This is a genomic window from Streptomyces sp. WG7, from assembly GCF_049975785.1.
In the GTDB taxonomy this organism is placed as follows: Bacteria; Actinomycetota; Actinomycetes; order Streptomycetales; family Streptomycetaceae; genus Streptomyces.
In genome coordinates this window covers 42,185-54,430 of the sequence record NZ_JBNGGE010000014.1, presented here as the reverse complement: position 1 = coordinate 54,430, position 12,246 = coordinate 42,185, and the positions used below count along the sequence as shown (strand labels likewise).

At 74.0% G+C, this 12,246-nt stretch carries 13 protein-coding genes; 9 read left to right on the top strand and 4 right to left on the bottom strand.

All coding sequences use genetic code 11. The annotated features are described in order from the left end of the window. Positions 1-124: 124 nt before the first annotated feature. The 4 genes from ACP4J0_RS16930 (at position 125) to ACP4J0_RS16915 (ending at position 4,834) form a co-directional block, all read left to right on the top strand. Entirely contained in the window at positions 125-1,552 is a 1,428-nt protein-coding gene (locus ACP4J0_RS16930; RefSeq protein ID WP_426599502.1) for a hypothetical protein, read from the top strand. 165 nt (positions 1,553-1,717) lie between these two features. Next, a complete protein-coding gene (locus ACP4J0_RS16925; RefSeq protein WP_426519361.1) occupies positions 1,718-3,316 on the top strand; it encodes an ABC-F family ATP-binding cassette domain-containing protein in 1,599 nt (532 codons plus the stop codon). Positions 3,317-3,650: 334 nt separating this feature from the next. Then, positions 3,651-3,872, top strand: a complete 222-nt coding sequence (locus tag ACP4J0_RS16920) for a helix-turn-helix domain-containing protein (protein ID WP_053128672.1) — start codon at positions 3,651-3,653, stop codon at positions 3,870-3,872. 158 nt (positions 3,873-4,030) lie between these two features. Beyond that, entirely contained in the window at positions 4,031-4,834 is an 804-nt protein-coding gene (locus ACP4J0_RS16915) for an enoyl-CoA hydratase/isomerase family protein (protein WP_426599501.1), read from the top strand. 286 nt (positions 4,835-5,120) lie between these two features. On the opposite strand, the gene ACP4J0_RS16910 is transcribed toward ACP4J0_RS16915, so the two are convergent. Then, on the bottom strand, positions 5,121-5,861 hold the full coding sequence (locus ACP4J0_RS16910) for a nucleopolyhedrovirus P10 family protein (RefSeq protein WP_426599500.1): 741 nt from the start codon (positions 5,859-5,861) through the stop codon (positions 5,121-5,123). Between the two features lie 87 nt (positions 5,862-5,948). On the opposite strand from ACP4J0_RS16910, the gene ACP4J0_RS16905 reads away from it, so the two are divergent. The 5 genes from ACP4J0_RS16905 (at position 5,949) to amaP (ending at position 8,389) form a co-directional block, all read left to right on the top strand. Next, positions 5,949-6,431, top strand: a complete 483-nt coding sequence (locus tag ACP4J0_RS16905; protein WP_426599499.1) for an Asp23/Gls24 family envelope stress response protein — start codon at positions 5,949-5,951, stop codon at positions 6,429-6,431. Between the two features lie 92 nt (positions 6,432-6,523). Then, positions 6,524-6,709, top strand: a complete 186-nt coding sequence (locus tag ACP4J0_RS16900) for a hypothetical protein (protein ID WP_426599498.1) — start codon at positions 6,524-6,526, stop codon at positions 6,707-6,709. Beyond that, the gene (locus ACP4J0_RS16895; RefSeq protein WP_426599497.1) at positions 6,706-7,089 is read left to right on the top strand and encodes a hypothetical protein; all 384 of its coding nucleotides are present in this window, start codon (positions 6,706-6,708) and stop codon (positions 7,087-7,089) included. Before ACP4J0_RS16900 ends, ACP4J0_RS16895 begins: the two co-directional genes overlap by 4 nt. 107 nt (positions 7,090-7,196) lie before the next feature. After that, a complete protein-coding gene (locus ACP4J0_RS16890; RefSeq protein WP_426599586.1) occupies positions 7,197-7,805 on the top strand; it encodes a DUF6286 domain-containing protein in 609 nt (202 codons plus the stop codon). Then, positions 7,802-8,389: an alkaline shock response membrane anchor protein AmaP gene (gene amaP / locus ACP4J0_RS16885; RefSeq protein ID WP_426599496.1), complete on the top strand. Its 588-nt coding sequence runs from the start codon at positions 7,802-7,804 to the stop codon at positions 8,387-8,389. Before ACP4J0_RS16890 ends, amaP begins: the two co-directional genes overlap by 4 nt. Before the next feature lie 271 nt (positions 8,390-8,660). On the opposite strand, the gene ACP4J0_RS16880 is transcribed toward amaP, so the two are convergent. The 3 genes from ACP4J0_RS16880 to ACP4J0_RS16870 all read right to left on the bottom strand — a co-directional run bounded on the left by ACP4J0_RS16880 (position 8,661) and on the right by ACP4J0_RS16870 (position 12,064). Then, entirely contained in the window at positions 8,661-9,416 is a 756-nt protein-coding gene (locus ACP4J0_RS16880) for an SDR family oxidoreductase (protein ID WP_426599495.1), read from the bottom strand. Between the two features lie 4 nt (positions 9,417-9,420). After that, positions 9,421-11,208, bottom strand: a complete 1,788-nt coding sequence (locus tag ACP4J0_RS16875) for a glycoside hydrolase family 15 protein (RefSeq protein ID WP_426599494.1) — start codon at positions 11,206-11,208, stop codon at positions 9,421-9,423. 64 nt (positions 11,209-11,272) lie between these two features. Further along, positions 11,273-12,064: an SURF1 family protein gene (locus tag ACP4J0_RS16870; protein ID WP_426599493.1), complete on the bottom strand. Its 792-nt coding sequence runs from the start codon at positions 12,062-12,064 to the stop codon at positions 11,273-11,275. Positions 12,065-12,246: the final 182 nt, after the last annotated feature.

Sequence of the window (12,246 nt, the reverse complement as noted above, 5' to 3'; positions counted from 1 at the left end):
TAGCGTCGTACCACTGGCCTGTTCTCATGCCGGACGGCGTGCCGCACCCGTGCGTCCGCCGTCCCCGGCGTCAGTCACGGCATTCCGTTTGGGTTTTCGGACCGTCAACCGGAAGACTGCACCCGTGACGTCCCGTATCCCGCGCGACTCCAGGCTTCGACTCGTCCGCCCCCGACCCCTGGCCGCCGCCCCCCAAGCGATGAACCAGCGGCGTCCGCGCCGCGCCGCGCCGCGACCCCCGGAGGGCACACCGGCCCGGTCGGAGTTGGCCAGAATGGCGCGCTCCGGTCTGGCCGACGCGGCCCGTGTCGCCCGCTGGGCCGACACCGCCCTCGGCCCGGGCCGCGGCAGCGCGACCGCCGACGGCAAGGCCACCCTCTCCGACGCGACCGCCGAGCAGGCGGCCCGGGAGCTGGGCCTGACGGCGGCCAAGGTCCGCGCCGACTGGGACACCGCCCGTCTCGCCGGACTGGTCGAGGTGCACGGCGGCAGCGCCCGCCCCGGCTGGCGCCTGCGCGCCTGGAACCGCGACGACAGCGCCGTACTGCGCGGCTGGGTCGCCCTCTTCGACGCCTGGTCGCTGGCCCACCCCGAGCCCGCCGGGCAGGAGCCGGCCGCCGTGGCCGAGGTCATCTCCGCGATGCCCCAGGTGCTCTCCTTCCTCCAGCTGTCCGCAGGGCCCGTCCCGGTGGCGCAGCTCCTGGACCTGCTGGAGCAGCGCGTCACCGAACTGCGCACGGAGCGCTGCGAGGTGCCCTACGGCCCCCGTCTCGAGCCCGGCACGCCGCAGACCCCCGCGCCCGCACCGCTCCCGGACGCCACCGCCGACACCCCGCTCGCCCCCCTCCTCGACTGGGCCCTGCACGCCCTCGCCTCCGTCGGCGCCCTCACCTGCGGCGACGGACACGCCACGCTCACTCCGCTCGGCAGCTGGGCGGTCTGGGTCAAGCTGGAGCAGATCTGCGTCGCCGCGCAGAGCCCCGCCGGCAACATCGAGCAGTCGGCCGAGGACATGCTCCGCGGCTGCGCCCAGCTCCGCCCCAACGCCGCGCGCGCCGAGTACCGCGCCTGGCTCGCCGCGCGCCCCGTCGGCAGCGCCGTCGCCGAACTGCTCGGCGGTGCCCGCGGCGAGGACGCCCTGCTGCGCGGCCTCGCCTTCGACGCGCTGCGCGTCGTCGGCGCGCCCGCCGAGCCCGACGTCCGCGCCGTCCTCGACGAGCCGACCCTGCGGCCCTACGCCCTGTTGTGGCTGGCCGAGCACGACGGCGCCGACCCCGAGGACGCCCATGAGGTCCTCACCCGCCAGGAGGCCACCTGGCTGTGGGTCGACACCGCGGCCGCCGTCGCGGACCACGGCGAGGCCCCGCTGCTCGTGAGACACCTGGAGTCCGCGGTGCAGCCCACCGTCCCGGCCCTGCTGGACGAGGTCCGGGCCGTCGGCCACCCCCGCACCGTGCAGGTCCTGGTCGCCCTCGCCGCCGCACACCCCGACCCCGCCCTGGCCAAGGCCGTACGCAGGGCGGCCTTCCAGGTGCACACCGGGGGCAGCTGACCACGCGGAGCATCCGCGGCCACCGGACCGCGGACATCCGCACCCGTGAAAAGCGTTTGCACGGTCCCGTTAGACTGGCCCCCATGGCCATTCTCCTCGCGCATTAGACGGCGGGAAACGTCCTCAGCCGCCCATCCCGCCACCCACCCGCTCAGGAGTCTGACCGTGATCTCCGCCTCCGGCATCGAGCTGCGCGCCGGTGCCCGCGTCCTCATCGAAAGCGCCACCTTCCGCATCGCCAAGGGCGACCGCATCGGCCTGGTCGGCCGCAACGGTGCCGGCAAGACCACCCTCACCAAGGTCCTCGCCGGCGAGGGCCAGCCCGCCGCCGGCGCCGTCACCCGCTCCGGCGAGGTCGGCTACCTCCCGCAGGACCCGCGCACCGGCGACCTCGACGTGCTCGCCCGCGACCGCGTCCTGTCCGCGCGCGGCCTGGACGTCCTGATCCGCAAGATGCGCGAGAACGAGCAGCGCATCGCGAACGGCCAGGGCGCCACCCGCGAGAAGGCGCTCAAGCAGTACGAGCGCCAGGAGACGGAGTTCCTCACCAAGGGCGGTTACGCCGCCGAGGCCGAGGCCGCCACCATCGCCGCCGCGCTCAACCTGCCGGACCGGGTGCTCGGCCAGCCCCTGCACACGCTCTCCGGCGGTCAGCGCCGGCGTATCGAGCTGGCCCGGATCCTGTTCTCGGACGCGGACACCCTGCTGCTCGACGAGCCGACCAACCACCTCGACGCCGACTCGATCGTCTGGCTGCGGGACTACCTCAAGACCTACCGCGGCGGCTTCATCGTGATCTCCCACGACGTCGACCTGGTCGAGACGGTCGTCAACAAGGTGTTCTACCTGGACGCCAACCGCTCCCAGATCGACGTCTACAACATGGGCTGGAAGCTCTACCAGCAGCAGCGCGAGGCCGACGAGAAGCGCCGCAAGCGCGAGCGGCAGAACGCGGAGAAGAAGGCCTCCGCGCTGCACTCGCAGGCCGACAAGATGCGCGCCAAGGCCACCAAGACCGTCGCCGCGCAGAACATGGCCCGCCGCGCGGACAAGCTGCTGGCCGGTCTGGAGGCGGAGCGGAAGTCCGACAAGGTCGCCAAGCTCCGCTTCCCCGAGCCGGCGCCCTGCGGCAAGACCCCGCTGATGGCCGAGGGCCTGTCCAAGTCGTACGGCTCCTTGGAGATCTTCACCGACGTCGACCTGGCCATCGACAAGGGCTCCCGGGTCGTCATCCTCGGCCTCAACGGCGCGGGCAAGACCACTTTGCTGCGGCTCCTCGGCGGCGTCGAGAAGCCCGACACCGGCCAGGTGATCGAGGGCCACGGCCTCAAGCTCGGCTACTACGCGCAGGAGCACGAGACCCTCGACCCCGAGCGCACCGTCCTGGAGAACATGCGCTCGGCCAACCCCGACCTCGATCTCGTCGAGGTCCGCAAGACGCTGGGCTCGTTCCTGTTCTCGGGCGACGACGTCGACAAGCCGGCCGGCGTCCTGTCCGGCGGCGAGAAGACCCGCCTGGCGCTGGCCACCCTCGTGGTGTCCTCGGCGAACGTGCTGCTGCTCGACGAGCCGACCAACAACCTCGACCCGGCCAGCCGCGAGGAGATCCTCGGCGCGCTGCGCACCTACAAGGGCGCGGTCGTCCTGGTCACCCACGACGAGGGTGCCGTCGAGGCACTCCAGCCGGAGCGGATCATTCTGCTTCCGGACGGCGTCGAGGACCTGTGGGGCGCCGACTACGCGGACCTCGTCGCCCTGGCTTGATCGAATGAATGATCCACTGGGTATGGATCATTCGGCCGATCCGTGATCCACCATCTGTGTGAGATCTCCTCATCACGAGGTGTGTCCTACATCGATTTCGCGGCCGGGCCCCCATTGCCGGGGGCCCGGCCGCGACACCTTTCTGACCTGGAACTTCGCGGAAAAACCCGTTCGGCCGTACGGGCGCGATCCTCTGGAATCACGGATTCCGTATGTGGGGACTCGCTCCTGTCGTCACAACCTTGTCTCATCGACCTTGCCGAATGGGTGGCCATGAAGCCCTGGAGGGGTGATCATGAGGAGACCAGAGCGCACTTCCCATGAGGAGGCACGGGTGGCCGAGACTCTGAAGAAGGGCAGCCGGGTGACCGGCGCCGCGCGCGACAAGCTCGCGGCAGACCTGAAGAAGAAGTACGACGCCGGTGCGAGCATCCGGGCGTTGGCCGAGGAAACCGGCCGCTCGTATGGCTTCGTGCACCGCATGCTCAGTGAGTCGGGTGTCACGCTGCGAGGGCGTGGCGGGGCTACCCGGGGCAAAAAGGCCACAACGGCCTGACGTCCCGGGCGACCCCTCGGCTCCGAAAGTGAAGGTGGTCACCCGGCCGGTCGCCAGACCGTCCGGGTGGTTACTGTGCAGTCACTCAGCCCTTCCGTCGCACGGCGTGGAAACCGGCGTACGGCGGGGACGACGACCGCACCTTCCGGAGGCGCCCCATGGCTTCGCCCGCCCACGACCCCGCTCCCGCGCTCGACAGGGACGGCGTGCGGCTCACCGTCGACGACGCGATCGCCACGGTGACGCTGACCAACCCGGCCAAGCGCAACGCGCAGAGCCCCGCTCTGTGGCGGGCGCTGACCGAGGCCGGCCGGCTGCTGCCGGGCTCCGTCCGGGTCGTGGTGCTGCGGGCCGAGGGCAAGTCCTTCTCGGCCGGGCTCGACCGGCAGGCGTTCACGCCCGAGGGCTTCGACGGCGAACCGTCGTTCATCGACCTCGCACGGGGCGGCGACGCCGAGCTGGACGCGACCATCACCGAGTACCAGGAGGCGTTCACCTGGTGGCGGCGCAGCGACATCCTGTCGGTCGCCGCCGTGCAGGGGCACGCCATCGGAGCCGGCTTCCAGCTGGCCCTCGCCTGTGACCTGCGGGTCGTCGCCGACGACGTGCAGTTCGCCATGCGCGAGACCAGCCTCGGCCTGGTGCCGGACCTGACGGGCACGCACCCCCTGGTCTCCCTGGTCGGCTACGCCCGCGCGCTGGAGATCTGCGCGACGGGCCGCTTCGTCATGGCCGAGGAGGCGGTGAACACCGGGCTGGCCAACCTCGCCGTGCCCGCGGACCAGCTCGACGGCGCCGTGCACGACCTGGCGTCGGCGGTCCTGGCCGCACCGCGCGACGCGGTCATCGAGACCAAGGCGCTGCTCCAGGGCGCCCAGGGCCGGGACTACGAGGCCCAGCGCGCCGCCGAGCGGGCCGCGCAGGGACGCCGGCTGCGCGACCTGGCCGGACTCGGGGAGTAACCCGGGCACGGACCCCCGCCGGCGTCCGCGCGGCGGCGCGGCGACGGCCGTCACCGGCGCCGCGGCCGACGGACGGCCGGTGGCCGCGGACCGTTGCGGCACCGCGTCGAACCGCCGGTCGGCTTCCGGGAAAGGCCGGGGCAGGGCCGCTCAGCCGGTCCGGTGCCGACCGGTTCAGCCGGTCCGGTCCCGGCCCTTGCATCCCGGTGCCGGCCCGTTCAGCCGGCCCGGTCCCGGCCCTTGCACCCCGGTGCCGGCCCGTTCAGCCGGCCCGGTGCCGGCCCGCTCAGCAGACGTCCGTCACCAGTACCGCCACCGACGGACGGTCCGGCAGGGCCTCCGCCACCGCCGCGCGGACCCGCCTGGCCACCTCCACGGCCCGGTGGTCCGCGTCGACGGCCAGCTCCACCCGGACATGGCGGCGCGGCAGCGCCGGTCCCCGCGGCAGCTCCGTGACGTGGACCGGACGGCCCAGCGTCGCCGTCAGCCCGGCCACGCCCGGTACCGCCAGCGCGGCGCCGGCCGCACGGCCCTCGTCCCCGTCCCCGTGCTCGACGGCCGGAGGACGCCGCCGCGGACCGGACCCGGGAGCCGGCTCCGGTCCCGTGGCCGCGTCCAGCAGGGCCGTCACCCGCAGGTCCACGGCGGTCACCGTCAGGCCGAGCCCCCGCGTCGCCGCCGCCGCGAGTGCCGCGCGCAGACGGGCGCCCGTCGCCGGCAGCGGCTCGGCCATGGCCGTCGCGGCGCCGGCGGTCGCCGCGAAGCCGGCCGTCACCCGCAGCGGGCCGGGCGGCAGGGCGCCGGGCGGTGACGGTACGACCGGTTCGCCCGGACCCTCCGACCCGGCGGGCGCGATGCGCAGACCGCCGGGGCGTACACCCGCCACACCCCGGGCCGCGGCCAGCAGCACCTCCCGTGCCGCCCGCTCGGCGATCCACGCGCCGTCCCGCGCTCCTCCCAGCGGCAGCAGCCTGCCGAGCCCCAGCCGCTCCCGCACCGTCCGCGTCCACCCGTCCGCCGTGGTCATTCCTCCACCCTGCCGTATCCGCGACGCGCCCCGCAGTGACCCCACCTACCGTGGTCACAGGACTACGACCGAAAGGGACGTACGACGATGAGCGACGTGGAGAGTCACCGGACCGGGCAGGAAACCGTCGAGACCTCGGGGACGCTCAAGGCCCAGACGATCCGGCGCGGCGGCCAGGACCCCGGTACCAGGGGGCGGACCACCATCGCCGACGGCGTGGTGGAGAAGATCACCGGGATGGCCGCACGCGACGTCGTCGGTGTGCACGCCATGGGCAGCGGGATGTCGCGCACCTTCGGCGCCGTGCGCGACCGGGTGCCCGGCGGGACCAGGTCAGGGGTCACGCGCGGGGTGAAGGCGGAGGTCGGCGAGAAGCAGACCGCGCTCGATCTGGAGATCGTCGTCGACTACGGCGTGGCCATCGCGGACGTCGCCCGGGACGTGCGGGAGAACGTGGTAGCGGCGGTGGAGCGGATGACCGGCCTGGAGGTCGTCGAGGTCAACATCGCGGTGAGCGACGTGAAGCTGCCCGACGAGGAGGAAGAGGAGCCGGAGCCCCGGATCAAGTGAGCCGGAAGCGAGCTGAGGTATGAGGACGGTATGAGGACTGAAGGCTGAGAACCGAGGAAACCGAGGAAACCGAGGGCTGAGGGGAGCGCACCATGAGCACGGCCGTGGTCGGCATGATCGTCGGCATGGCGCTGGGTTTCGCCGGGTACTTCGGCGGGTTCGGCGCCTTCCTGCTGGTGGCGGCCCTGGGCGCCGTCGGGTTCGTCGTCGGCCGCTTCCTGGAGGGGGACATGGACCTCGGTGATCTTCTCCGCTCCCGCGACGACCGTCGCCGGTGACCGGCGTGAGCCGTGGCGCCGGTGGGCTCCCCGGACCCCTGGCCCCCGTGGAGCCGGGCGAGCGCGGTGCCACGCGGATCGCCGACCGGGTCGTCGCCAAGGTCGCCGCCCGGGCGGCACGCGAGGCGGCCGGCCCGCTCCACCCGGACGCGGCGCGCCCGTACGCCACCGTCGTCGTCCACCACGACACCGCCCACGTCCGGGTCCACCTCGAACTCGACTACCCGTGCGACGTCGGCGCCCGCTGCGGACAGGTGCGTCGGCAAGTCGTCCATCGGGTACGCACGCTGGTGGGCATGGCGGTGCCGGAGGTCGCCGTCGAGGTGGAGCGACTGCACCTGGCGGCGGAGTACGGGGCGGGGCAGGAGAGGACGCGATGAGCGAGCCCCAGGGGCCCCGGAACCCCCACGTCCCTCAGCGCTCCGACGGCTTCAGGCACTCCGAGGGCTTCCACGGGGCCGAGGGCGGCACGCGGCGCCTGCCCGTCATGGAGCCCGGCACGGAGCGGCGGACGGCAGCCGGCACCGGGCCGCCGTCCGGCCCCGGCCGCGGACCGGCCGGCCGCTTCTGGTCCGCGCGCCGCGTCCCCGCGGGCGTCGTCGCACTGCTGCTTCTGCTCGTCACGGGTGCCTTCCTCTACGACATCGCCGCCGTGCGCGCCGGCCGGACCGCCCTCGGATGGCGCCGCGAACTGGCCCGGCAGCTCGCCGACCGGCGCCTCGACGACACGTGGGTCCTCGTCGGCGCGGGAATCGCCGCGGCCCTCGGGCTCTGGCTGCTCGCCCTCGCCCTCACCCCCGGCCTGCGCAAGGTGCTCCCGATGCGGCGCACGCACCCGGACGTACGCGCGGGGCTCCACCGGAACGCCGCCGCGACGGTGCTGCGCGACCGGGCCATGGAGGTCGCCGGGGTGCGGTCGGCACGGGTACGGATGCGTCGGCGGAAGGCACGCGTGCGCGTGCTGTCGCACTTCCGGGAACTGGACGACGTACGGGCCGATCTGGACGGCGTGCTCCACGACGCGGCGCGCGGGCTGGGGCTGGCCCGGCAGCCCGCCCTGTCCGTGCGGGTGGCGCGGCCCGGACGGAAGAGGTGAGGGCGGTGCCCAGGACGGTCGACCGTATGCTGCTCGGGCTCGTGGGCCTGGTCCTGTTCGTTCTCGGCGGCTCCGTACTGGCCGTCGGCCTCGGTGCCTCCGCGCCGTCCTGGTGGATCCACGACGGGCCGCACGACGTGCTGCTCAGCGCCGCCGAGCGGACCCGGTGGCGGAACGCCGGCTGGTGGTGGCCGGTCGTCATCGCCGTACTCGCCGCCGTCCTGCTGTCCGCCCTGTGGTGGCTGGCCACGGTGGCGCGCCGCCGCCGGCTCGCCGAGGTCCTCGTCGACACCGGCGACGGCGACGGCGCGGTGCTGCGCGGCCGGGCCCTGGAGATCGCCCTCGCCCAGGACGCGGAACGGATGGACGGGGTCGAACGGGCCGGCGTCCGGCTCACCGGCCGCCGCGACGCCCCGGCGGCCCGCGTCCGGCTGCTGCTGGCACCCCACGTGGACCCCGGCACCGCGCTGCGCGACCTCACCGCCCACGCACTGACCCACGCCCGGGACTCGGCGAACCTCACGGCCCTTCCGGCGGAGGTCCACCTCCACAGCGTCGGACACGGGGCCGAACGGGTCAGCTGATCCCGCGCGCGCAGCGGGCCACGCCCCGTGCCGCCCGTCCGGAGCGGGGGCTCCCTTCGCGTGCCCGGGAGCGCGCGGCGGCCGCCCCGCACCCCTTCTCCGCCCCGCCTCCGCCCCGCCGGCCGGCGTCCCTGGTGTCCGCCGTGTCCCCGTCCGCTCGGCCGGGACCGCCCCGCCGTCCTGGCGGCCGGCCGGCCGAGCGGGGCGCACGGACGGCACGACGACGGCCCGACACCGGGGGGCGCCCGGTGCCCGGCAGGGGGTGACGGGCCTAGAACCCCTGCCGCACCCCGCCGTCCACCGGCAGCATCACGCCCGTCACGTACGACGCCGCGGGGGACAGCAGGAACGCCGCGGCGCGGCCGAACTCCTCCGGGGTGCCGTAGCGGCGCAGCGGGATGCGGGACTCGGCGGCCGCCCTGGTCGCCTCCGGGTCGGCGGACATGCCGTCCAGCTCGCGCACCCGGTCCGTGTCGACGCGGCCCGGCAGCAGGCCGACGACACGGACACCGCGCGGGCCCAGCTCGTCGGCGAGGGACTTGGCGAAGCCGGCCAGCCCCGGCCGCAGGCCGTTGGAGATGGTCAGACCGGGAATCGGCTCGTACACCGAGCCCGACAGCACGAAGCCGATGACACCGCCCGGCTCCAGCTCCGCCGCCGCCGTCCGGGCCAGCCGCACCGCACCCAGGAACACCGTCTCGAACGCCGCCTGCCACTGCTCGTCCGTGTTGTCGGCGACGAACCCGGGCGGCGGCCCGCCCACGCTGATCAGTACGCCGTCGAAGCGGCCGAAGCGCTCACGGGCGGTCGCGACCAGCCGGCCGGCGGCTCCCGGGTCGGCGTTGTCGGCGGCCACCCCGACCACGTCCGGACCCAGCGCGGCCGCCGCCTCGGCGACGCTCTTCTCGTCCCGCCCCGTCACGACGACCTTCGCGCCGTCGGCGACCAGCTCGCGCGCGGCGGCGTTGCCCAGGCCCCGGGTGGCTCCCGTGACGACGTACACCCGGTCCTTCAGTCCAAGATCCATGGCCCTATCCTGCCCCCTCGTCCCCGAACAGGGCGAGGGCGGTGTTCACCAGGCCGATGTGGCTGAACGCCTGCGGGAAGTTGCCGAGCTGGTGGCCGGACGCCGGGTCGTACTCCTCGGCCAGCAGCCCCACGTCGTTGGCGAGCCCCACCAACCGTTCGAACAGCTCCCGGGCCTCCTTCGTCCGGCCGGTCGCGTGCAGCGCGTCCGCGTACCAGAAGGAGCACACCAGGAAGGTCCCCTCGCTGCCCGGCAACCCGTCGACGGGCTCCCCCTCGGTGCTGTAGCGGCGTACCAGGCCGCCCCGGGTCAGCTCCTCACCGATCGCGTCGACCGTGCCGACGACCCGCGGGTCGTCCGGCGGCAGGAACCCCACGCGCGGGATGAGCAGCAGCGAGGCGTCCAGCTCCCGCGAGCCGTAGGACTGCGTGAAGGTGTTGCGCTCCGGGTCGTAGCCCTTCTCGCACACCTCGCGGTGCACCTCGTCGCGCAACGCGCGCCAGCCGTCCGGGTCACCGCCGCTCAGCTCCGGATGCTCCTCGAGCGTGCGCACGGCCCGGTCGAAGGCCACCCACGTCATCACCTTCGAGTGCACGAACTGCCGGCGCCCGCCGCGCACCTCCCACAGCCCCTCGTCGGGTTCGCGCCACGCCGTGGCCAGGAAGCGCATCAGGGCGCACTGCAGCTCCCACATCTGCGGCTGCGGGTGCATGCCCACCAGCCGGGCCAGTGACAGGGAGTCCATGACCTCGCCGTACACGTCCAGCTGGAGCTGGTTCACGGCGTCGTTGCCGATCCGTACCGGCGTGGACTCGGCGAAGCCGGACAGCCACGGCAGCTCGAACTCCGGCAGCCGCCGCTCGCCCGCCAGGCCGTACATGATCTGCAGGTCGGCCGGATTCCCCGCGACCGCGCGCAGCAGCCAGTCGCGCCAGGCCTCGGCCTCCTCCAGATACCCGGCCGACAGCAGGGCGCCCAGGGTGAGGGTGGAGTCCCGCAGCCAGCAGAACCGGTAGTCCCAGTTGCGTACGCCGCCCGGCTCCTCGGGCAGCGAGGTGGTCGGCGCCGCCACGATGCCGCCGGTGGGCTTGTAGGTGAGCGCCTTGAGGGTGATCAGCGAGCGGACGACGGCGTCCCGGTGCGGGCCGTCGTAGCCGCAGTGGGCGACCCAGGCCCGCCAGTCCTCGACGCTGTGCTCCAGGCCGATGAACGGGTCCACCAGCGCGGGGCGGGGCTCGTGCGAGGGGTGCCAGGTGAGGACGAACGCGACCTTCTCGCCCTCGGCGACCGTGAACTCCGCGTGCGTCCCGAAGTCCTGCCCCCAGCTCCGCACCTCCGGCTCGCTGCGCAGCCACGCCGAGTCCGGCCCGGCGACGGCCACCCGGTGCCCGTCGGCCCTGCGCATCCACGGCACGATCGAGCCGTAGTCGAAGCGCAGCCGCAGCACGCTGTGCACGGTGACCTCGCCGCGCAGGCCCTCCACGACGCGTACGAGGTCGGGGGCGCGGTCGCGCTGGGGCATGAAGTCGGTGACCCGTACCGCGCCGTCCCCGGTCTCCCACTCGGTGTCCAGGACCAGGGTGTCCGGCCGGTAGGCCCGCCGGGTGCAGCGCTCCGCACCCTTGGGGGCGATACGCCAGTGGCCGTTGTCCTCGTCGCCGAGCAGCTTGGCGAAGCAGGCGGCGGAGTCGAAGCGGGGCAGGCAGAGCCAGTCCACGGAGCCGTCCGTGCCGACCAGGGCCGCGGTCTGCTGGTCGCCGATGAGCGCGTAGTCCTCGATGTGGGGGTGCACGGGTTTCCGTCTTCCCGACAGGGAGCGGAGCAATCGGATCCGCCCGCGTGCACCCGTCGGACGGCTACACCGTGGCGGGTTCCGCCCGCGCCGGTTCCGCGTCCCCGTCGGTCTCACGGTCGCGCTTCTCGCGACGGACCAGGAACCACCAGCCGACCGGTACGGCCGCGGCGAACAGCCACCACTGGATCGCGTACGCGAAGTTCAGCGCGGCGTCCTCGTTGCCGGGCCTGCCGATCCGCTCCGGGGTGCCGTTCTTCGGCTCCGGCTCGATCAGGACGACGTATCCGCCGAGCACCGGGGCGTCCAGGCGCTCGGCCTGCTGCTCGCTGTTGATGAGCATGATCTGCCGGTCCGGCAGGCCCTCGAGGTCCTTGATGCCGCTCGCCTCGGTCGTCTCGTCGGGCATCAGCCGCCCGGTGACGGTGATCTCTCCCCGGGGCGGCGCGGGGACCTCGGGGAACGCGGTCTGGCTCGGGCCGTCCGCGGGGATCCAGCCCCGGTTGACCAGCAGGACCTCGCCGTCGTTCAGCACGAACGGGGTCAGCACGTGGTAGCCGATGTTGTCGTCGGAGTCGGTGCGGCGGCGGACGACGACCTCGCGGTCCGTGTCGAAGTGCCCCTCCGCGGTGACGGTGCGGTACCGCTCACGCGAGGTGATCTTCTTGCCGGGAGCGGTCAGCGACTCGGCGGGTACCGGCGCCGCGTCGAGCGCCTGCGCGACCAGGTCGTTCCGGGCGGTGCGTTCCTCGTAGCGGTCCATCTGCCAGAAGCCCAGCCAGATCATCGTGGGGATGAGCAGCACGGCGACCAGCGTGAGGATCACCCACTGGCGGGACAAGAGGAAGCGGTACACGCGTCGACGGTACCTTGGCCGGGATCGGCCCTCGCGGGGAGGTCCCCGTGAGGGCCGATCCCGGCCGGCGGGGGTGCGCGACCGACTCGCGGCGCCGTGGGGTCTGCCGCGGGCCGTCCCCGCGCCGGCGGGGAGCACGTGCGACGTCGATGCCGCGGCGCGGGTTCGGCGACGGCCTCGCA

Bases quoted from the DNA above. Each gene is read 5' to 3' on its own strand.
- ACP4J0_RS16915 (WP_426599501.1), top strand. From the start codon at position 4,031: ATGGCTTCGCCCGCCCACGACCCCGCTCCCGCGCTCGACAGGGACGGC.
- ACP4J0_RS16880 (WP_426599495.1), bottom strand. From the start codon at position 9,416: ATGGATCTTGGACTGAAGGACCGGGTGTACGTCGTCACGGGAGCCACC.
- ACP4J0_RS16905 (WP_426599499.1), top strand. From the start codon at position 5,949: ATGAGCGACGTGGAGAGTCACCGGACCGGGCAGGAAACCGTCGAGACC.
- ACP4J0_RS16890 (WP_426599586.1), top strand. From the start codon at position 7,197: ATGGAGCCCGGCACGGAGCGGCGGACGGCAGCCGGCACCGGGCCGCCG.
- ACP4J0_RS16900 (WP_426599498.1), top strand. From the start codon at position 6,524: ATGAGCACGGCCGTGGTCGGCATGATCGTCGGCATGGCGCTGGGTTTC.
- ACP4J0_RS16910 (WP_426599500.1), bottom strand. From the start codon at position 5,861: ATGACCACGGCGGACGGGTGGACGCGGACGGTGCGGGAGCGGCTGGGG.